Source organism: Actinospica durhamensis (genome assembly GCF_018139695.1).
Taxonomy (GTDB): Bacteria; Actinomycetota; Actinomycetes; order Streptomycetales; family Catenulisporaceae; genus Actinospica; species Actinospica durhamensis.
In genome coordinates this window covers 1-21,103 of sequence record NZ_JAGSOG010000075.1, presented here as the reverse complement: position 1 = coordinate 21,103, position 21,103 = coordinate 1, and the positions used below count along the sequence as shown (strand labels likewise).

Here is a 21,103-nt window from a genome sequence, read left to right as displayed (position 1 = left end):
GCGTCAGGCTCCGTCATCAGCGGCCCAGGGCTTGGTCCAGCGCGGGTCGATCGCCTCACCGGAGCGCTGGAACCGCAGGTCCGCGGACAGCCGCATCGCCTCGGTCGTCGTGTCCAGCGACGCGTGCACCAGGTGCGGGGAGTGCACGGTCAGGTCGCCGGCCTGGAAATCGGCCCACAGCCAGCGGCGCTCGGTCATCCGCGCGGTCCACTCGAGGTCGTGGCTCAGCGGCCGGGTGTCGTCCTCCCGGTCGTTGACGAGCCGCAGCAGCGCGAGGTGGTCCGCGGACAGCGGCTCCGGCCGGTCCAGGTAGACCAGCGCCCCGGCCTCCAGCGGACAGTCGCCGAGCGGGATCCAGAAGGTGACGAGCTTGTCCGAGCCCTGACTCATATAGTCGTAGTCGGTGTGCGCCCGCGAGGCCTTGCCCGAACCGGCGTGGAAATGTCGCACGATCTGGCGCACCAGCGGCTGTACCGGCCCGTCGAGCAGCGTCTCGGCCACGCCGTAGAGCGCGCGGTCCTCGCTCAGCGCGTGCAGCTGGGCCGAGCGGGCGAAGGCGTACGCCGGATGCCCGGACGTGCCGTACGCGCGCATCCCGTCCGGCGCCAGGCCGGAGAAGAGCCCCTCGGCCGCGCTCGTGCCCGGCTTCAGGAAGCCCTCCGGCAGCCGGGCGAAGTAGTTCTCCCGGAGCGAGAGCACCCGCTCGCGCTCGAGCACGCCGCGCAGCAGCAGGTAGCCGTCCTCCCGGAACCGAGCCCGCAGCGCCTCCGCGTCGCCGATCAGGCCGCTGCTGTCGCGCATCGGCGCGAAGAGCTTGTCGTTGAAGGCGATGGCCTGCCCGTTCGAGGACAGATCCGGTTTGACGATTGTGGTCGTGCTCATCCCCCGAGCTCCTCCCGCAGTGCCTCCACCGTCCGCTCCTGCTGCCGCCGCGTGAGCGTCGGGTACAGCGGGAGGCAGACGTGCCGCTCGGTGAACCAGCGTGCGGCCGGGAACCGCGTCCGGTCGCCGTCGGCGAAGAACGGCTGATCCGTCAGCAGCCGGTCGTACACCTCACCGGCCAGGGCGATGCCGTGACGTTCGCGCAGCCGGCGCTTGAGCGCGACCCGGTCCACGCCGTCGGGCAGATAGGCGATGTACTTGTACCAGCTCGAGGACAGTGCGGCAGGAGGCTGATAGGCAGTCAGCCCATTGATTCCGCTCAGGGCCTCGTCGTACCAGGCGGCCAGGCTCGCGCGCTCCTCGGTCATCTCGGCGAAGCGGCGCAGATGGGCCAGGCCCACGGCCGCGTGCACCTCGCTCAGGCGCCAGTTGCCGCCCTCGCAGTCGTGCAGCGGCGACTCGAACGCCGCCTTGCCGTGGTCGCGCAGCCGCAGCACCAGGTCCAGGTCCGCCGGGTCCTCGGCCGCGAGGATTCCGCCCTCCGCGCTGGTGAGCACCTTCGTGGGGTAGAGCGAGAACGCCCCGAACCGGCCGAACGAGCCCGCCCACACGCCGTCGAGCCGCGAGCCGAACGCGTGCGCCGCGTCTTCGATCACGGCGATGCCGCGCTCGTCGCACAGCGCCCGGATCCGCGGCACCGTGGGCGAGATGACGCCGCCGAGGTGCACCAGCACCACCGCCGCGACGTCCTCGTGCCGGTCCAGCGCGGCGCGCAGCGCGTCCGGGTCCATGCCGAGGCCGTCGAGCTCCATGTCCACGAACTCGACCCGGGCCCCGGCCCGGGTGGCCGAGGCAGCCGTGGCGAAGAAGGTGTTGACCGGGACGAACACCGTGCGCCCGGCCACGCCGACGGCGCGGTAGGCGATCTCCAGTGCCGAGGAACCCGAGCTGACCGCCGCGGCCGGCCGGCCGATCCACGGCTCCGCCTCGGCCTCGAACCACTTGAGCACCGGGCCGAGCGTGAGCACGCCGGACTGCAGGGACTCGTCGACGGCGTCGGCGATCTCCCGGCGCGCGGCGAGGTCGAAGCGCACCTTGAGCGGGGGCACCAGGGCATCGACCGGGTCGGCCGCGGAACCCAGTGTCTTGACGAAGAACTCCGCCGCCAGGCCCGTGTCGGTCCCGTGTCCCATGTCCAGTTCGAGGACCTCGACCGTGCCGGTCGGGTCGCTCGCGGACCGCCAGGCGCCACGGATCGACTCCGCGGCCTCGGCCGCGTCCGCGGGCAGCAGATTCGGGTCGCGCGTTCCGTACTGGAGGTGAAGCGCCCGCGGTGCGAGCGCCGCGTAGAGATCCGGCAGGTCGGCGTGCTCCAGGATGCCCGGCAGCACGGCGAGCGGCGAACCGCCGAGTGACTTGGTGTAAAGGATCGGATAGGTGCCGATGTGGCCGGCCGTGCACAGCGGCGGGGCGCCGTCCGCGAGCAGCGCCGTGTGCAGCGCGACCGCACCGCCGAGGCTGTGTCCGAACAGCCCTATTCGGGCGCCGTCCACCTCGGGCTGGGCCCGCAGCCAGGCGAGCGCGCCGAGGTTGTCCTCGATCAGCGCCCCGAGCAGCGGCTGCCCGGACAGTTCGAAGGCTGATGCCAGCACCGCGGCCTCGTCCCGCCCGCCGAGCCCGGCCTCGGCGAACCCGGTGTCCAGGCCGTAGTCCACCGTGAGCGCGGCCAGGCCCGCGTCCGCGAGGTGCGCGGCGACCGCGCGATCCGGGTAGTCGGCCGGGGCGAGCCCGGCCACCTGGTCGAGGACCGCGTGGCGACCGGGGCTGACCAGGACCGCGGGCGGCGGCGCGGCCACCGCCTGCGGGATCAGCAGCACGGCCCTGATCCCGTCCCGCGCCGCGCTGCGGAACTCCAGTTCGACGCGGCGCACGCCCTCGTGGCTGCTCTCGCTCCGGCGGGTGAGCTCGAACGCCGGCACGGCGAAGGGGTCCACCCGGGCCAGACGGACGAGCGCGGCGCGGATCCGCCGGGCCGACGCGGCCCGAACCCGCTGCGCGTGCCCCTCGTCCGCCGCCCCGGCGGGGCCCTCGTCCCGGTGTCCGGCGCGTACCCGCGCCGCGTCGGCCACAGCCCGGGACAGTCGGTTGATCTGCATTGATTCCCTACCTGCTCGGTTCCGGCCGGATCAGACGAAGTCGGCGTGCAGCGTCGCGGGCACCTCGACCCGGTAGGAGTCGAGCGCCTCGTCGAGCTGGATGCGTCCGTGCTTGAGCCACTCGAGCAGCTCGTTCTGCGGCCGGTAGAAGCAGGACTTGCACAGGTCGGTGCGCCGCGGGTTCTGCTCTTCCCACTCGGCCCGCTTGCCGCCCTCGAGGACCTGCTGGTAGCCCTCCTCCAGCACGTTGCCGATCCGGTAGCGGCTGTTGAGGTGCACCTGCGGGCACGGGTAGAGGTGGCCGTCCGCGCCGACCGCGGTGACGAAGCGGCTGTAGTGGCAGCGCTCGAAGTCGCCCTCCACGTTCTCCACCTGGTCCATCGGCCCCCGGTCCAGCTTGGGCACGGAGACCTCGAAGGAGTCGTTCGAGAGCGCGGCCGCGGCGTCCAGGGCCGCGGAGACCTCCGCCATGACGTCCTCGATCGTCTCGTGGCCCATGCCGCTGTAGAACTCCGGCTCGAACCGGACGTAGTGCGCGCCCGACTCCAGGGCGAGGCGCGCGGCCCGGTCGATCTCCCGGTAGTTCTGCAGGGTGATCACGAAGTTGAAGCCGATCCGGAAGTCCGGGTCCACGGCCGCCTCGCGGAGCTTGCCGGGCGTGTCCCGGAACGTGGCGAAGGTGCCGTCGCGGTCCCGGGTGATCTCGTTGAAGGTCTCCTCGGTGCCCGCGTTCAGGCCGATCCGCACCCAGGTGTGCGTCTTCGCGATGCACTCGGCCAGGTCGGCGCGGCTGAGCCGGGAGCCGTTGGTGATCAGGCCGACCCGCAGGCCCTGCTCGTGCGCGGCGTAGCAGATGTCCTTGTAGCCCGGGTGGATGGTGCACTCGCCGCTGCCGCAGAAGGTCACCGCCCGGCCCCCGGTCGCGGCGAACTCACCCATCAGCTTGATCGCGGAGGCGGTCTGGATGGCGTCCTTGAAGGAGAACAGGTCGTAGAAGTTCTCTTCGTTCGGCGAGTGGAAGTTGCAGAAGTTGCACCGCATGTTGCACGCGCCCATGATCCCGATCCGCATGTGGATCGGGCGGATCTCCTCGCCGGCGGCGAACTTGCGGACCATCTCCTCGTGCGCCAGCACCTTCGTCGGCGCGTGCGCCTGATCCAGCGCGACCGTCGAGAGCTCCTCCGGGTTGCGTGGCCGGGCGAGGTCGTGCAGCGGGATGAACGGCATGGGTGTGGTGGACATGGCTCTCCAATGCTCCGCGTCGTCGGATAACGGATCGAGGGTTGAGACGAGCCCAGGCAATCGGGTGGGGCGAGATGTTCGCGTTCTCATCTGTGGTGGTGCGCCCCGACCCCATTCGATTTTCCATACTGCCCCGGGCGTGTGCGCATGTCAAGGATCTACAAAAATGTGTGTCAGGGCACGTCGTAAGCGGATGGATATAGCGCCGGGATCTGCGGTTTTCCAGTCCGCCCGGCATCCGATATTGCAATCAAGATGCTGGTACGGATGCGGCGCGGACCTCGGCGCACCCCGGCCGGCGTCGAACTCCGCGCCGTTCGACGACTTCGACTCAGGATCCGGATATCTCATCGTGAAAGAGGGTTGACTTTCCGCTCAGTGGATCCGTGAAGGGGTGGTTTCGACCGATCCGGCGGGTCGGGTGCGGATCTGACAGATCCGCCCGGTGTGGGTGGACACGCGTACCCGGCCCGGCGATCGTCGGGAGGCGGGGATGCCCGCCGGGCCGGTCGCCGCTCGCGTCCTGCGCCCGGCACAGCCGTCTTTCCGGACAGCCGTCTTTCAGGATTGGGGAGCCCAGGTCATGTCGCAGCCCGTGCTCAGCGTCGTCGTCCCGATGTTCGACGTCGAGCCGTACATCGCGCCCTGTCTCGAGTCCCTGGCCGGCCAGCGGCTCGAGGACTTCGAGGTCGTCATCGTCGATGACGGCTCCACCGACGCGAGCAGGAAGATCGCCGAGCAGTGGGTGCGCCGGGACCCCCGGCTGCGCGTGGTCGAGCAGCCCAACGCCGGGTTGAGCGCCGCCCGCAACACCGGGGTGCGCGCGGCACGCGGCCGCTACCTGGCTTTCTGCGACAGCGACGACATCGTGCCGGCCACCGCGTACGCGGCGCTCGTCGGCTCGCTCGAGGCCACCGGATCCGATCTCGCCTCCGGAGACGTCCGCCGCTTCAACAGTGCGGGCGAACGGCCTCATCCCGGATACGGGGACGCCTTCGCCCGGGACGTGCGCCGTACCCACATCCGCCGCCACCCCGTACTCGTGCGCGACCGCATGGTGTGGAACAAGGTCTTCCGCCGCTCGTTCTGGGACGCGAACGCCTACGAGTTCACCCTGCCCGCCTTCGAGGACGCGCCCGTGATGATGCGGGCCCACCTCGAGGCGTCGGCGGTCGACGTGCTCTCCGAGATCGTCTACCTGTGGCGCATCCGGGAAAGCGGGGTGCCGTCCATCACGCAGCGCAAGTACGAGCCGGCGACCTTCGAAGCCCGCATGCACATGGTGCTCGACACGTTGGAGGTCATCTCCACGTACGCCGAGGAACTCGTCGATACCTATGCCGACGACATGTGCCGCGGCGATATCAGGGATGCGCTTCGGGCTCTGAACTCGCACGACGACGCCAGTCTGAGCGACGCGCTCTCGCTCGCCCGCTCGTTCGTCACGAGTGTTCCCGCCGACATCATCGACGCTCTGCCGACGACGGACAGGGAAATGTTGACGCAATTGATCAAGGGTGACATGGGTCGGCTGCGGCAGTTGGTCAAAGCATCGTCATAAGACCTCGATAACACGGGATATGAAGCGGAAAGCTCGTGGTGGAATGAGTCTGAATCAGAGAAACGACAAGCTGATGGCCGATCCGCCGACGGAGCCACCGATGGGCGCGCCCGCGAAGGTCCGCCGGAGGGGGAGATACTCCTCCGCCGTCATGTTCACGGTGCTGACGATCGACTCGTTGACGGCCGGCCTCTTCACCCCCCTGTCCCTGCTGTACCTGACCAAGAGCAGCCACGCCTCGGTCGCGCACATCGGCATCCTGCTGAGCCTGGCGAGCCTGGTGGCGCTGCCCGTGCCGCTGTGGGTGGGACGGCTGGTGGACCGCTGGGACGCCAAGCCCGTGGTCCTCATCGCGCAGGTGCTGCAGGCACTCGGATTCCTCGGCTACGTCGCCGTGTCCAGCCCGACCTCGGTGTTCTGCATCGCGACCCTGGCGGCGATCGGCCGGCTGGCCTTCTGGGCCGCGATCTACGTCCTGCTCGGCAGCCTCACCGACGGGGACGCCGACCCGCGGGCCAGGGACCGGTGGTTCGGGATCCTGGCCGCGCTCAGGGCGGCGGGCTACGGCCTCGGAGCGGTCCTCGCCGGATTCGCCCTCTCGATCAGTTCCCTGAACTTCTACCGCTGGCTCATCGCGACGAACGGGATGCTGCTGGTCGTTGCCGCGGTGCTCGTGCTGACGGGTGTCTCCGCGTCCCGTACCTCGCGCGCGGCACAGGTCGACGGGCGCGGATACCGAGTCCTGCTGAGAGACCGTCCGTTCCTGTCGCTGACCTCCCTCAACACCATGTACGCACTGTGCAACATGCTTTTGAGCGTCGGCTTCCCGCTGTACATCGCGAGCGCCCTGCCCCACCTGATCTGGGCCGTGGGTCCCCTGCTGGTGATGAACACCGTGGTGCAGGCGCTCCTCCAACCGGCCATGGTCCGCTGGACCCGGAACCTGTCCCGACAGATCCCGCTCGCCATGGCGGGCGCGCTCTGGGCCTGCTGGGCGCTCGCGACCCTCGCCGCACGCCACGTCCCGAGCGATCTGGCCGTACCCGCGTGCACCGTCGCCATCCTGTGCTACTCGGCCGCCCAGATGCTGCATCTGCCGGCCTCCACCGCGATGGCCACCGACGCCGCTCCGATCGACGTCCGAGGCCGCTACCTGGCGACGTTCCAGTACTCGTTCTCGATCGCCGGCATGATCGCGCCCTCGATGTTCTCCACGCTGCTGGTGTTGGGAGCCGACGTGCCCTGGGCGGTGGTCTCCGCAGTGGCGATCGGCACCATCCCCCTGCTGATGGCGATCGCGCCGCGCCTGCCCGCCGCCGCGCTCACCGGCGCCCGCAACCCCACGCACGAAGCTCCCTGAGCTGCCGCGTAAACATTCACGGCCGCTCAGAAGTCACGGCCGCCTCCCGCGCAGGGAAGCGGCCGTGACTTCTTCTTCCATCCGCATTACTCCAAGGGAGGCGCCAGCCGGATGTCGGCCGAGCCAAGCCCCTGATCATTGACCGTGAACGCGCCGGGCGCCTCGGTCCGTGACATCCCGGTGATCGCCTCCGCGGCCTCGGCCGGCCACCGCGTCCCCTCGCTCCACCTCGCCTCCGCGAGCAGCGTGCCGCGAAGGCTGGCCCCCTCCAGATTTGCCCCCGCCAGGTCTACCTCACGCAGGTCGGCACCGTCCAGACGCGCCCGCCTCAAGTCGGCGTTGCGCAGGTCGGCATCGCCCAGGAAGGCGCCGGAGAGGTCGGCCCCGTTCAGGAACGCGCCGGCCAGGTTCGCCTCGCGCAGATCCGCCCCGCGCAGGCAGGCACCGCTCAGATCGGCCTCGCTCAGCTTCGCCCAGCCCAGAAAGGCGCCGCCGAGGAACGCCATGCTCAGGTCCGCGCGGCTCAGGTCGGCCGAGGAGAAGGAGGCTCCGGACAGGTCGGCCCGGCGCAGGACGGTCTCGATGACGGTCGCGTTCGAGAAGCTCATGCCGCGCAACCCCCGTCCGGACAGATCCGTGCCGCTGGCGTCCGTGCCGCCGAGATCCGCTCCATGGAAGAAGGTCTCGCCGGCCGCGCTCGTCGGCGTCGGGGTGGCCGGCTTCCAGGCCACCGCGTGAACTCCGTCAGACATCTGCGCTCCTGACTGTGCGGACGAGTTCCCTGACCGACCTTCGCACCGGATCTTCGGCGCCGCGGCGGATCGGGTTGACGAAGAAGACGTCCGCCGCGGCCCGGGCCGCGCTCAGATCGAGTTCGGACTGGTGGGGCCGGAACCGGTTGAAGCCGGTCATGTGGTCCGGAAAAGACCCGGACCGGACCCCGAGGCCCTCGGCCAACGTCGGGAGGATCAGTTCGTGCAGCGAGCTCGAGCGTTCGGGGCGGTGGTTGCGCTCCACGAAGGCCCGCACCGCGGGCAGCCGGCCGCTGGACAGCAGGGCACGGATATACCCGCGGCCGAACACCTGGACCGAGCCGAAGGCCCGGTTGAAGTGGTCGATCCCCAGAATCTCGGCCAGTTCCGCGCGGTGCTCGCCGAGGGAACGGTACGGCGGCCACATCGTGATCGCAGGCACGCGGTAGCGCAGCCCCGTCGCCAGATAGTCCACGTCCCGCAGCCGGGAGCCGACGAAGTCCAGGAAGCCGGGCTTGATGAAGGCGAGATCGGTCTCGACGTTGACGACGCAGTCGTAGTCACGGTCCCCGGCCCACTCGAAGACGTCGAAGAACGCGGGCGTGATCCGTCGCTGCCGCAGCGGCCGATCGGGGACCACCCGCTCAAGGCCGCACGGCACGTCGCGCCGCCGGCCCGAGTTGTACCAGGCCACGTCGGCGCCCGGGCAGAACGCTTCGATGCTGAGCGCCAGATCCTCGAAGGCGTCGTCGAGTACATCGCTGATGACGACGAAGCACGTTCTGAGGCCGGCCATCGTCTCGTCCTTCCGCACTGAGCATGAACTTAGAACAGAGATATCAAGCGCGTCGGCCCGCGGGAGCGGTCTGGCACGGCATCTGTCAGGTCCGGCACCGAGATCCCATGCTGGCATCAAGGCCATGACGGGTCTGACGTTCATGAGAAACCTATGAGACCTGACAGACCTGCCCGACGTCGGTGGACGCACGTCGGTCCCCTGGGGATGGTAGCCAGGCGAGGACGTTTTCGGTTTCGGGGAGAACATCTTCCCCCGAACATCCTCAGATCGACATGGTGAGGAGTGCGGACATGGCTACGTTCCTGTGGGCATGCTACGACGGCGGCGGCAACATGCCGTATGGGCTCGGCGTGGCCCGTGCGCTGGCGCGATCGGGCCATCGGGTGGTCTTCGCCGGCCGGCCGGAGATGGCGCGCAAGGTCCGGCCCACCGAATTCGACGCCGTCGAGCTCCGTCAGGCGTATGCGAACGCACATCGCTACCAGGACGATCCGCGCGGTCGCACGCTGGCCTTCCTCACCTCGCCCGCCGTCGCCGAGGAACTCCTCGAGGTCGCCGCCGCGCAGCGCGCCGACGCGGTCGTGATCGACTCGAATTTCGGCGGCGCGCTGGCGGTGGCACCGCGCTTCGGCGTGCCCACCGCGGTGATCCTGCACTCCTTCCTGCGCCGGACCCTGGGGGACTGGGAGGTGATGATGCGCCATCAGAGCGCGACCCGGGTGTCCCTCGGCTTCGAGCCCCTGCCCGGATTGGACGAGCTGTTCGGCGGCCGGGATCTGTTCATGGTCAACGCGATCGACCAGTTCGACGGCCCGCAGGGCAATCCCTGGCCCAACGTCCGCCACGGCGGCGCGGTCCTCGAGGAGGTCATCGACGGCCGCCCGTGCGAGCTGCCCTGGGCGCCCGCGGACCCGACCCCGCTGGTGCTGGTCAGCTTCACCACCGACGAGATCCAGAACTCGATCACCAAGCTGCAGCGCACGCTCGACGCGCTCGCCACGCTGCCGGTCCACGTGCTCGCCACGACCGGCACGGTCGACCCGGCCGAGATCACCGTCCCGGCCAACGCCCACGCCGTCGCCTTCGCCACCCACGGCCCCCTGATGAGCCGCGCCTCGCTCGTGGTCAACCACGCCGGCTACGGCACGGTCATGCGCGCGCTCACCCACGGCGTCGGCGTCCTGTGCCTCACCGGGCAGGCCGAGGACCAGCGGATCATCGCCTTCGACCAGCCGCGCACCGCCGAGTTCGTCGAGGAGCACCGAGTCGGCCTCAGCCTCGCCGCCACGGCGAGCGTCCCGGAGATCCGCGCCGCCGCCCGCACGATGCTCGCCGAGCCCGCCTTCCGCTCCAACGCGCTGCGCCTCGGCGCCCTGATCCTCGAGAGCCACGGCGCGGACACCGCGGCCCAGCGGCTGGCCGCGCTGACCGAGCCGGTTTCGGCCAGGGCCAAGGGCTAGGTCGTCTCTTCCCAGCCGGTCGATCCGGGATCCGGGCGCAGATCGCCGCCCGTGCCCTACGCTGAGCGTCCCGGCCGCGAACCGCGAACAGGTCCCAGGACGGTTCTCGCGGCAGCCGGTCTGCCGCACCAGTCGACCGGCGAGACTCCCGGTTCGAGAGGACGCCGTGACAGATCTGACCGATGACGAGCTGATCGAACTCGTCCGGGCCGAACTCGGCGCCGTCGACCCCGTGCCCGCGACGCTCGAGCAGGTGGAGGAAGCGGAGCGGGTCCTCGGCTTCCGGATCCCGCCGCTCCTGCGCCGGCTGTACCTGGAGGTCGCGAACGGCTGGCTCGCCAAGAAGAGCGGCGGGGTCATCGGTGTCCCCGGCGGACACCGGGTCGCCGACGTCTTCGACATCACGGAGATGTACCGCGACGGTGCAGAGCCCACCGGGACCGTGCCGCCCGGCGTCGTCGTCATCTACGACTGGGGCTGCGCGATCCTCTCGCTGGTGGACTTCCGAGACCCGGCCGGTCCCATGTGGGCGATCGACAACGGGCGGTACTTCCGCGACGACATGGACGTGAAGGAGTGGCTCCACCGGGCGGTCGCCGGCACCCTCGCAATGCCGTCCCCCGACGGCCGACCCGACGTCGTGGACATTCCGCAGGACTGATAGCCGCCGGGAGCTTAGAACATCGCCCCGTTGGCGCGGACAGTCTGCCCGGAGACCCAGCCGGCCGCGTCGCTGACCAGCCAGCCGACGACGGGAGCGATGTCGGCGGGCAGGCCGAGGCGGTTGCGCGGGCTGTGGTGGGTGGCGGCGGCGATCGCCTCGGGGGTCTCGGCGTCGCGGTAGAAGGAGTCGTCGATCGGGCCGGGCGCGACCGCGTTGACCGTGATGCCGCGGGCGCCGAGTTCCTTGGCCGCGGCCAGCACCAGGCGCTCGACGGCGGCCTTCGAGCCCGAATACAGGCCGTAGGGGCCGGTCATGATCGAGGTGAGCGTGGTGGAGAGCACGACGTAGCGGCCGTTGTCCGCGACCGTACGCGCCGTGGCCCGCAGGGTGTTGAACGCGCTGCGGGTGTTGAGGTCGATCAGGTGGTCGAAGTCCGCGTCGGTGAACTCGACCAACGGCTTCTTGATGACCGCGCCCGGCGTGTGCACGACGATGTCGAGGTGCCCGTGGCGGGCGAGTACGCCATCGAACAGCTCGTCGACCTCGGCCGACCGCCGAGCGTCGGAGCGGATCGCCTCCGCGGGCACGCCGTACTTCTCCAGCGCCGCCAGGGTCTGCCCGGCGGCGGCCTCGTCGTTGGCGTAGCTGATGACGGTGGCCGCGCCACGGGAGGCGATCAGTTCGGCAACGGCCGCGCCCTGGTTGCGGCTGCCGCCGATCACCAGGGCCACCTTGCCGTCGAGGTCGCGTACAGGGTTGTTCGGCATGTCGGGGTTCGTCCTTTCTCGCTCACATCAGGGTTCGAGTATGCCGCATGTGCGTGTGGCGGGAAGGACCGCCGTCGGCACGCCGCCTCGCCTTGGCGGGAAGCCGCGGTGGCGTAGGAGTCGGCCCGATCCGGGCCACGCGGTGATCGAACTCAACTGGTAGCGTGTGGCTGGATCCAAGCGGACGAGGCGTATCCGGCTGTGCGGCTCGGGGCTGTCGGGTCGGGCGGACAGGGACCGAAGCTCGTGTGGGGGCAGCGCCGGAGATGAACGCAATCACCTGGGACGTGAACGTGAACGAGAACGTGGCCTCCGTGCCGACCGACGGCTCCCAGTACCGATGACGAACGGGCGCATAGCCGCGCTGTCGGGCACGGCGTTGATCGGCGTCGGGCTGGCCTGCATCGTCGGTAGTCTCGTGTGGCTGTTCGCGGGTTCCGCCGCCGGCGCCCGGCCGGCGGCGGCCAGGTCCGATTCGTCGGCCGCGGCGGTTGCGCAACAGCCGCAGGCTGCGCCGAGCCCGGTGACGGGGCCATCGGGCCCTGACATCGCTTCGGGGTTCTCGACACCGGGCGCACGGTCCGTGGGGACGGGCCCGGTGTCCACGCAGCCGGCTTCGCAGCTGCTCGCTTCCTGGGCGGCCGGGGTCTCGGCCGCGACCGGGATCCCGGCGCGCGCGGCCCAGGGTTACGGATACGCCGAACTCGTGCTGCAGAGCGAGACGCCCGGCTGCCATCTGGCCTGGAACACCCTGGCCGGGATAGGCATGGTCGAATCCGACCAGGGCCGGTTCGGCGGTGCCACCCTTGCCGCGGACGGCACCGAGACCAAGGCGGTCATCGGGCCGGCGCTCGACGGCTCGGCCGGCCGGCGGGACCTGCCGGCGGTGGATCACGGCTCGCTCACCGGTGACCCCGTATACGATCACGCGGTCGGGCCCCTGCAGCTGCTTCCCGAGACCTGGTACCGGTACGCCGATGCCGGGAGCGACCCGCAGAACATCGACGCCGCCGCGGTCGCCGCGGGCCGCTATCTGTGCGCCGACGGCCGCAACCTGGAGACGGCCACGGGATGGTGGTCCGCCGTCCTGGCCTATAACCAGTCCAACTCGTACGCGAACCTCGTGTTCCACTACGCCGACTCGTACGCGAACGACCTCCGGTAACCACCCCCCGACGCGTCGTCGGCCGCGGCGAGTCCATCGCCGCGGCCGACCGTGCGCGTCTGTGCCCTGATTCGCTACGAGCCGGCCCGCTCGGCGCGGATCTGGCCGGCGATGCGCTCCGCGATCATCATGCCGTCGCGCTCTGTGCGGGGCTCGGCTCGGCCGAGGCGGGCGGCGCGGCCGGGCCGGGGCCGGCGCCGGGACCGGCTTGCCGAGCCGGAGCGCGAGCAGCGCGGCGAACGCGGTGAGCCCGGTGGCGACCCAGCCGGCGGTGCGGATGCCGGAGACGACGCCGCTGAGCGAGGGCGTCGCGTGCGCTCCGGTGGCCAGGCCCGCGGTGGCGATGGCGACCAGGACCGCGAGGCCCACCGCGCCGCCGACCTGGCGGAACGTGGAGACCAGGCCGGCCGCCACGCCCTGCTCCTTCGGCGCGACGCCCTGCGCGGCCGCGACGAAGATGGTGGGGAACGCGGCGCCGCCGGCGAAGCCCCAGACCACCGCGCCGGGCAGCATGGACCAGGAGGAGCCGCCCACGCTCAGGCTCGCGGTGACCCCGGCGAGGCCGACCGCGATCAGCAGCGTGCCGCCGACCAGGACCGCGCGTACGCCGTACCGGCCCACCAGCCACGGGTTGACCTTGAGTGCGGAGACCATGGAGACCAGGGTCGGCGGGAGGAACGCGAGCCCGGCGCCCAGCGCGCTGTAGGAAAGGCCGTCCTGCAGGTAGGTGGTGAACATGTAGTAGGTGAAGCTCAGTCCGCCCTGGAACAGGAAGATCACGATCATCACGGTGCGCAGATGCTGGTTGCGGAACATGCGCAGCGGGACGAGCGGGTCGCGGGACCGCGCCTCGAGGGCGACGAACAGGGCGAGCAGGACGGCGCCGAGGATCATCGAGCCGGCCGCGCGGGCCGAGCCCCAGCCCGAGATCGGCCCGCTCACCAGGCCGAACACGATGGAACTGATACCGACCGTGGTGATCACCGCGCCCAGCACGTCGAAGCTGCCCTCGGTGGCCGCGGGCGGGTCGGGCTCGAGCAGCTTGGGCGCGGCCGCCGCGGCGAGCAGGGCCAGCGGGACGTTGACGAAGAACACCCAGGACCAGCCCAGGTAGTTGGTCAGCACGCCGCTGAGGATCGCGCCGACCGAGAGGCCGGCGCCGCCCGCGGCGCCCCAGACGCTGACCGCGCGGGTGCGCTCGCGCGGGTCGGGGAAGTTGAGGTAGATCAGCTTGAGCGTGGCCGGGGTGACCAGCGCGCCGCCGAGGCCCTGCACGAAACGCGCCGCCACCAGCAGCCTCTGGTCGTGGGACAGGCCGCCGGCCAGCGAGGAGATCGCGTAGAGGGCCAGCGCGAGGCTGAACATCCGGCGTGGGCCGAACCGGTCCACCGCGCGTCCGCCGAGCAGCAGGAACCCGCCGAGTCCGAGGACGTAGGCGCTGACCACCCACTGCAGCGAGTCGGCGTTGAAGCCGAGTTGGCGGCCGATGTCGGGCAGCGCGATGAAGACGATGTTGATGTCGATGGTCGCGATCAGCTGCGCGAAGGCGAGCAGGGCCAAGCGGAGGTCGGAGCGCCGCGAGAGCCGGCTCTCGGAGGGGAGCACGAGTGAGAACCTTCCTTTACCTGGTTGCCATCGCCCGGCGCCCGCGCGGACGCGTGTCGGGGGAATAAGAGCCCGGACGGACGCGTTCGATCGGCGAAGATGACGGGCGGACTGTCTCGTACTGACTGTGCGGGAAGCGCGTCGTGGGCGGCAGCCGCCTGCGGGACAAGATTCCGGAGGATCTGGCCATGCATCGGATCGCGCTGGTCGTGGTCGCGCCGATCACGACGGTCGAGCTGTCCATCCCCGAGCTGGCCTTCGGGCAGGTGCTCGTCGCGGGGCGGCCCGGCTACGAGACGGAGATCTGCGCGGCGGACCCGGGCGCGGTGGTCGGTTCGGGCGGGTTCGAGCTGACGGTGCGCCACGGGCTCGAGGCGGTGGAGCGCGCCGACACGGTGATGGTGGTGGGCGAGGGCGGCCGGGAGTGCGCCGATCCGCGGCTGCTCGGGGCGCTGCGCGAGGCGGGCCGGGCGGGCAAGCGGATCGTGTCCGTCTGCGGCAGCGTGTTCGTGCTGGCCCAGGCCGGCTTGGTGGACGGGCGCACGGTGACCATCTACTGGCAGCACGCGCCAGAGCTGCGCCGCCGCTTTCCCGCGGTGGACGTGCGCACCGACGTGCTCTTCCACCAGGACGGACCGGTGCTCACCTCGGCCGGGCTGACCGCCGCGGTGGAGCTGTGCCTGCACATGATCCGCACGGATTACGGCAGCGCCGTGGCCAACCAGGTGGCCCGGGTGATGGTGGCCGGCCCGGTGCGTCCGGCCGGGCAGGCCCAGGTGATCTCCTCCCCGCTGCCGCCCGAGGGCAAGAACCCCTTCGCCCGGACCAGGGACTGGGCGCTGGGCCGGCTGCACGAGCCGCTGAGCCTGACCGATCTGGCCCGGGAGAGCCACAGCAGCGTACGTACACTGACCCGCCGGTTCCAGGCGGAGACCGGGATGAGCCCGCTGCAGTGGCTGCTGCACCAGCGGCTCGAGCGGGCGCGCGAACTGCTGGAGACCACGGACCTGTCGCTGGAGCAGGTCGCGCACCACAGCGGCCTGGGCACCGCCGATTCGCTGCGCCAGCACCTGGTCCGGCGCTCGGGCATCACGCCCAGCGCCTACCGGGCCGCGTTCGCCCGCGGCGTCCAGGAGCAGCTCGCCGCCGGGCACGGCGCGGTGCGGAGCAACGTCTCAGCACACTGACGCGCACGCGAAGCGGCAGCGGCAGCGGCAGCGGAGGGACGGGACAGCCCCAGCAGAACGGCGAGATCTACGACCTCGACGTCGTCGGGCGCCCGGACACCTGCGTCCCCGAGCTGAACGCCTCCGGCGACATTCCCGCGCAACGCGTCGCCCGCGGTCCTGGACCACAGTCCAGGAACCGCGGGCGGCGTCCGGTCGGCTGCGTTCGCCGACGACTGGTCACAGCTCAGCTGACGACGATCTTCCCGGTCGCCTGCGGGAAGACCGGGTCGTTGAAGAAGTATTCGCCCGCGGTGGCGAAGGTGTGGGTGAAGAACTGGCCCGGCATCAGCAGGCCGGAGTCGAATTCGTGCTCGAAGAACGAGACGGCGCCGTGGGCGTTGGCGTTGGTGGCGGGATTGGTGAAGGTGACGGTGTCGCCGACGGAGACGTGCAGGTTCTGCGGCGCCATCGACGAGGTGGACACGAGGTTCTCGGTGGTGCCCGGGGCGCCGGTGGAGGTGCTCCAGATGCGGCCGAGGGTGACGGTGTAGCCGGCGACGGAGCCGGTGACGGCGGCGGCCTGGATGTCGTTGCGGGCCTTGGGCGGAGTGGGGGTCGCGGCGGGCGTGACCGTACCGCCGAGCTTGAAGGCCCAGAGGTAGTCGCCCTTGGGGATGTCGGGGTAGGGCAGGGCGTTGCCGCCGGCGAAGATCGCGACGTATTGCTCGCCGTCGATCTGGTAGCTGACCGGGCAGGTGTTGGCGCCGGCGCCGCACTGGAAGGTCCACAGCTCCTCGCCGGACTCGTCGTCGAGCGCGCTCAGGACCCCGTCGAGGCTGCCGCGGAACAGCAGACGTCCGGCGGTGCTGAGGAATCCGGTGCCGTGCGAGAGGGCGGAGGAGTGCGGGCGTTGCCACACGACGGTGTTGGTGCGCGGGTCGACCGCGGCGAAGCCGCCGCTGTTGTACTGGCCGAGGGGGCGGGCGGTGTTGACGCGGCCGTCGTCGGCGTTGGAGTAGGAGGAGTTGATCAGGCCGTAGGGGGCGTAGACGTAGCCGGTGGACTCGCTGAAGGAGTACGCGGCCCAGTCCGCGCCGCCGCCGGCTCCGGGGTACAGGATGGTGGCGCGGTCCCAGAAGGTGGAGAAGATCCCGCCGAAGGGATAGAAGGGTACGGGCTTGGTCGTGTTGTCCTGGCTGGGGAACTGGTGCGGGACGAAGGGTTCGCCGCCGGGGAACGGCTGGGTGGGCCAGGTCAGCTGCTCGGCCTGCTGCGGGACGGCGCGCTCTTCCATGCCGTGCACGGCCTCGCCGGTGTTGCGATCGAGGATGTAGAACATCCCCGCCTTGCTGCCGTAGACCACGACCTTGCGGGTGCGGCCGTCGATCTTCAGGTCGAGCAGCAGCGGGGACATCTCGTTGTCGAGGTCCCAGATGTCGTGGTGGACGGACTGGAAGTGCCACTTGCGCGTGCCGGTCTTGGCGTCGATGGCGACGAGGCTGTTGGCGAACAGGTTGGTGCCCTCGCGGCTGGAGCCGTCGGTGCGGGGATACGGGTTGCCGAAGCACCAGAAGACGGTGGAGGTGTCCGGGTCGATCGCCGGGTGCAGCCAGCACACCGCGCCGCCGGTCTGCCAACTCTCGCCGGCCCAGGTGTCGTTGCCGAACTCGCCGGGGCCGGGCACGCTCCAGAAGGTCCAGACGAGCTCGCCGGTCTTGGCGTCCAGGGCGTAGGCGCGGCCGCGGGCTCCGGCGGTGGAGCCCTGCATGCCCATGTACACCAGGCCGTCCCAGTACACGACGGCTCCGGCGAGGGTGCCCACGGTGCCGCCGCACTCACCCGTGTTGGTGCCACAGCCGCCGTCGCCGCCCGTGCCGCTCGCGCCTTCGGTCATCAGCTGGGTCTGCCACACGACGGCGCCGGTGGACTGGTCGAGCGCGTAGAGGATGTTCGCGCCGGAGGCGGAGAACACCAGGCCCTCGCCGAGGGCGACACCGCGCATGTTCGTCTGTGAGGTGCCGACGTTCGTCTTCCACAGCACGGCGCCGGTGCGTCCGTCCACGGCGAAGACGTTCTGCTGGGTGCTCTGAACGTAGAGCACCCCGTTGGCGGCGACCACCGTGCACTGCTGGGGTTGGGTGGTGCTGCCGCCCTCGAGGTGGGTGAGCCAAGCGCCGCCGAGCTTGCCGACGTTGTTGCGGTTGATCCGGGCGAGCGTCGAATAGTTCTTGTTCCCGAGGTCCCCGCCGACCTTGGGCCAGTCGGCGCCGGGGGCCGCGAGCGACGGGGGCTGGACCGGTACGGGCGTGGCGAGCGGGGACTTCGCGTCGGCGGCCCGCGCGTTCGAGGACACCGCCACGCTCACGGTCGCGCTCGCCGCGGTGACGGCCGCGCCGGTGAGGAATGTGCGTCGTTCCATGTCGTTCCGAGTCCTCCCAGACATGCCGGACGGAACCGAACCGGATCACCCGGGCAGTCCGTCTAGCAGTTCATTGGTTCCGTCAGATGGACGCACGTTAGCGCCGCATCTCAAAGCTCGCAAGACTTCCGCTATCAGAGCTGTGACGCTACCGTTGCCCCCGCATGTCGGCTCAATAAAACGGAAGATCGGGTCCACCCTGCGGACCATGATCGTGGAGGATTGCGAGTCAAGGATGCTGATATCCCTGTTCAGACGCCGCGCGCGGGCGGCGAAGGCGGCGGCTCCGGGGGCGGGCCCGAGCCGGGCCCGGCGCGGCGGCGTGGTCGCGGCCATGCTCATGGTCGTGGCCGGCGCCCTGTTCGCCGGCTCGACCCTGGCTACCGCGGACCCGGACCGAAGCGGCGACGGCGGGACGCTCTACTACGCCGCCGGCGTGGACCCGCAGTTCGGGGTCTGCCGCGGCACCGACCCGTTGTGCTACCACGCCTGGTACGACTTCGACCCGGCCAAGAACGGCTACCACGTCCTGGTGTTCACCAAGACCGCCGGCCCGCGCCACGCCGACCTCGGCCCCGCCCTCGGCCCGGGCCTTGACCCGACCCTGACCGCGGCGAACGTGGTGCAGAACGCGATGATCCGGCTGGGCCAGGAGAACGGCTTCTCGGTCGACTGGACCGAGGACACCAGCGTGTTCTCCAGCCCGGCGACCCTGCTGAAGTACAACGCGATCCTGTTCTTCACCTCGCGCACCGTCCTCGACGACCCCGGCCAGACCTCGCTGCGCACGTACATCGAGGCAGGCGGCGCGTTCATCGGCGTCCACAACGCCTTCGGCACCAACTACAACTGGAACTGGTACCTGGGCCTGCTCGGCAACGCCCAGCTCATGGACCACGGCCCCGAGCAGACCGCAACGGTCAACCTCACCACCCACAACGACAGCTCCGACAAGGCACTGCCGTCCTCGTGGACCGGCGAGGACGAGTGGTACAACCTCACCACCGAGCCCACCGACGTCAAGGTCCTGGCAACGGTGAACGAGAAGACCATGGCCACCGACCCCCCGGTCGGCTACTACGGCGAACCCGGCATGGGCGCGGACCACCCGGTCGCCTGGTGCCAGTACTACGACGGCGGCCGAGCCTGGCTCACCACCCTGGGCCACGACGCCGGCGACTGGGAGGCGAACTCCACCTTCCCCGGCGCCCAGGAGTTCCAGACGCTCCTGGTCAACGGCATCAAGTCGGCGATGGGCGAGACGCCGTTCTGCAAGTGACGGCCGACCGGTCGGGTTCCACCGCCCAGTGATCTCAGCCGCCTGATCGCGTCCGTGCACGGCCCGTCGGATCGGCCGTGCACGGACGCGGCATGTCCGTCGCCGGCCATGGCGGCCGCCCAGCCGGATGTAGAGTACTGAAAGTCTTGCGCGAGGGGAGGCTCGGTGGGCGGGCCGGAGGGCGGCATGGAGCGCGCGGAGGCCGGTTCCGAGTTTCCGGACTTCGTCATTCCCAGGGTCGGTGAGGCGGCCGCCGTGCCCATCAAGCGCGCGCTGGCCGAAGCTGCCACCCGTCTGCGGCCGGACGAGCGGCAACTGCGGGCCTGGTTCCTCGCCGGAAACGCCACGAGCGCGGGACTGTGGCTGGCCGTGGTGGCCATCGCCTACATCGAGATCCACACGCTTCGGCCGGGCGCCGGGGGCGACACGTTCCTCATTCTGCTGCCGCCCGCCATGCTGACATGGGGCTACACCATGGGCACGATAGGCGTCCCGGTCTCGGCGATCGGTGCGCGCAGGCTCAGGGTGAGCGGCTGGAAACTCTCGACACGGATTCTTCACGTCGGAGCTCTGCCCACGATCGAGGAGCCCGGTGACTTCCTGGAATCTCCCCCTTTGGGCTGCCTCACCGTTCTGGGGGGCTTATCCACGTTAGCGGTGATCGTTCTCGTGGCCTACCGACTTACCAAGATGACGAACTCTCATCATCCTTCGACGCGGGATCTGTCGTCAGACCTTTCTCTGGGGCTGACACTCTTCCTCTCCGGCATGCTCATCGAAGTCGTGGGTCACCTCGTCTTCGTCCGCCTCTATCGACGGTGGATCGTCGCCCGGGCATGCTGGGGCGACTTCATCATCTGGAGCCTGCTCCACGCCGCCGTCGCCCTCGACTCCGTCGCGCGTGGCGCGGGGACGCCCGTATCCGCGATACGTCCGGCGCGTGCGGCGCTGCTCACGGCCGCGCGGCAGATCGAGGCGGACCCGATCTCACGGGCTGCCATCGGTGTTCGAGACCTTCACGGCAAGCGGGAAGCCCGCAGCGATCGCCTGCGCATCGCCGCCCTGATGCGCATTCACGCCGACGAACTGTTGCACGTCCGCGACGCACGCGACCTTTATCGCGTTCGCGTCGCTCTCGTCGCCGCGCTGCGTGACGCGAGTGCGGGGCAGTGGGAAGAGATCCTGCAGCGGGCGCCCCAGGTACCCCCGCGCCGGATGCGGTGGTGGCTCAACAGAAGCCTCATAGCGGTGGCACTGTGCGCCGTCGCGCTGGCGGCACCCCACCTTCCCGGGCTCGCCGAGACGGCCGACTATCGCCTCCCGCTGATCCTCACTTCGCTGCTCACCCTCCTGTCCGGGGCCGGCTCAGCGAAAGAGGTCCTCAAAGAGGCCGCGGGCGCGGGTCTCTGGGAATCCGCGGCCAAGCACGTGTGAACCACGGACCGCCTCGCCGCGTCACCGCGTCACCGGGACGGGAACCGCTACGCCTCCGGGGCGCGGTAGCTCGGGAGCAGGTCGCGTGGGATCGGGCCCTTGTTGCGGATGCCGGACTGGCTCTCTTCCCAGGCGTGGGCGAGGATTCCGATGCTGCGGCTCAGGACGAACAGGCCGCGGGCGAGGGGCGGGGGGAATCCGAGTTCTGCGTAGATGACGGCGGTGGCGCCGTCGATGTTCATCGGGATGGGCTCGGCGCGGCCGCGGTTGAGTTCGGCCTCGACGGCGAGGGCGGCGGCGAGGTGGGCGCCTTCCACGTCGCCGGCGCGCTGGGCGGCGGCGGTGAGGTCGAGCAGGGGGGCGCGGCGGGGGTCGACGCGGTGGAAGCG

The 21,103-nt window shown here is 70.5% G+C and carries 16 protein-coding genes; 7 read left to right on the top strand and 9 right to left on the bottom strand.

Annotated features, from left to right (window positions below; genetic code table 11):
• Positions 1-3: 3 nt before the first annotated feature.
• From KDL01_RS16710 to KDL01_RS16700, 3 genes are read right to left on the bottom strand one after another with little or no spacing between them, the layout of a single operon-like run.
• Positions 4-882, bottom strand: a complete 879-nt coding sequence (locus KDL01_RS16710) for a phytanoyl-CoA dioxygenase family protein (protein WP_212529431.1) — start codon at positions 880-882, stop codon at positions 4-6.
• Positions 879-3,038, bottom strand: a complete 2,160-nt coding sequence (locus tag KDL01_RS16705; RefSeq protein ID WP_212529430.1) for a DegT/DnrJ/EryC1/StrS family aminotransferase — start codon at positions 3,036-3,038, stop codon at positions 879-881. The genes KDL01_RS16710 and KDL01_RS16705 overlap by 4 nt, the downstream gene beginning before the upstream one ends.
• A 30-nt stretch (positions 3,039-3,068) precedes the next feature.
• The gene (locus KDL01_RS16700) at positions 3,069-4,280 is read right to left on the bottom strand and encodes a radical SAM/SPASM domain-containing protein (protein ID WP_212529429.1); all 1,212 of its coding nucleotides are present in this window, start codon (positions 4,278-4,280) and stop codon (positions 3,069-3,071) included.
• A 583-nt stretch (positions 4,281-4,863) separates the two neighbouring features.
• On the opposite strand from KDL01_RS16700, the gene KDL01_RS16695 reads away from it, so the two are divergent.
• Both KDL01_RS16695 and KDL01_RS16690 read left to right on the top strand, forming a co-directional pair.
• Positions 4,864-5,841: a glycosyltransferase family 2 protein gene (locus tag KDL01_RS16695; RefSeq protein WP_212529428.1), complete on the top strand. Its 978-nt coding sequence runs from the start codon at positions 4,864-4,866 to the stop codon at positions 5,839-5,841.
• Between the two features lie 151 nt (positions 5,842-5,992).
• On the top strand, positions 5,993-7,201 hold the full coding sequence (locus KDL01_RS16690) for an MFS transporter (RefSeq protein WP_212529427.1): 1,209 nt from the start codon (positions 5,993-5,995) through the stop codon (positions 7,199-7,201).
• 86 nt (positions 7,202-7,287) lie between these two features.
• Here the strand turns inward: KDL01_RS16690 and KDL01_RS16685 are convergent, their stop codons facing one another.
• Positions 7,288-7,953, bottom strand: coding sequence for a pentapeptide repeat-containing protein (locus KDL01_RS16685; RefSeq protein ID WP_212529426.1), 666 nt, complete (start codon positions 7,951-7,953; stop codon positions 7,288-7,290).
• On the bottom strand, positions 7,946-8,749 hold the full coding sequence (locus tag KDL01_RS16680) for a hypothetical protein (RefSeq protein ID WP_212529425.1): 804 nt from the start codon (positions 8,747-8,749) through the stop codon (positions 7,946-7,948). The genes KDL01_RS16685 and KDL01_RS16680 overlap by 8 nt, the downstream gene beginning before the upstream one ends.
• A gap of 293 nt (positions 8,750-9,042) precedes the next feature.
• On the opposite strand from KDL01_RS16680, the gene KDL01_RS16675 reads away from it, so the two are divergent.
• Positions 9,043-10,212, top strand: coding sequence for a glycosyltransferase (locus KDL01_RS16675; RefSeq protein ID WP_212529424.1), 1,170 nt, complete (start codon positions 9,043-9,045; stop codon positions 10,210-10,212).
• A 166-nt stretch (positions 10,213-10,378) separates the two neighbouring features.
• A complete protein-coding gene (locus KDL01_RS16670) occupies positions 10,379-10,873 on the top strand; it encodes an SMI1/KNR4 family protein (RefSeq protein ID WP_212529423.1) in 495 nt (164 codons plus the stop codon).
• 14 nt (positions 10,874-10,887) lie between these two features.
• On the opposite strand, the gene KDL01_RS16665 is transcribed toward KDL01_RS16670, so the two are convergent.
• Positions 10,888-11,643 carry an SDR family oxidoreductase gene (locus tag KDL01_RS16665; RefSeq protein ID WP_212529422.1) on the bottom strand — a complete coding sequence of 252 codons (756 nt, stop codon included), beginning with the start codon at positions 11,641-11,643 and terminating at the stop codon, positions 10,888-10,890.
• A 22-nt stretch (positions 11,644-11,665) separates the two neighbouring features.
• Positions 11,666-14,413: an MFS transporter gene (locus KDL01_RS16660; protein WP_212529421.1), complete on the bottom strand. Its 2,748-nt coding sequence runs from the start codon at positions 14,411-14,413 to the stop codon at positions 11,666-11,668.
• A gap of 188 nt (positions 14,414-14,601) precedes the next feature.
• Between KDL01_RS16660 and KDL01_RS16655 the strand changes: the two genes are divergently transcribed.
• Positions 14,602-15,600 carry a GlxA family transcriptional regulator gene (locus KDL01_RS16655; RefSeq protein WP_246576530.1) on the top strand — a complete coding sequence of 333 codons (999 nt, stop codon included), beginning with the start codon at positions 14,602-14,604 and terminating at the stop codon, positions 15,598-15,600.
• A gap of 226 nt (positions 15,601-15,826) precedes the next feature.
• Here the strand turns inward: KDL01_RS16655 and KDL01_RS16650 are convergent, their stop codons facing one another.
• Positions 15,827-18,001, bottom strand: coding sequence for an outer membrane protein assembly factor BamB family protein (locus KDL01_RS16650; protein ID WP_212529419.1), 2,175 nt, complete (start codon positions 17,999-18,001; stop codon positions 15,827-15,829).
• Between the two features lie 235 nt (positions 18,002-18,236).
• On the opposite strand from KDL01_RS16650, the gene KDL01_RS16645 reads away from it, so the two are divergent.
• Positions 18,237-19,280: a ThuA domain-containing protein gene (locus KDL01_RS16645; protein ID WP_212529418.1), complete on the top strand. Its 1,044-nt coding sequence runs from the start codon at positions 18,237-18,239 to the stop codon at positions 19,278-19,280.
• Between the two features lie 186 nt (positions 19,281-19,466).
• On the top strand, positions 19,467-20,714 hold the full coding sequence (locus KDL01_RS16640; protein WP_212529417.1) for a hypothetical protein: 1,248 nt from the start codon (positions 19,467-19,469) through the stop codon (positions 20,712-20,714).
• A gap of 47 nt (positions 20,715-20,761) precedes the next feature.
• Here KDL01_RS16640 and KDL01_RS16635 read toward each other — a convergent pair.
• Positions 20,762-21,103, bottom strand: a 342-nt coding sequence (locus KDL01_RS16635) for a citrate/2-methylcitrate synthase (protein WP_212529416.1), incomplete at its 5' end; no start/stop codon positions are given.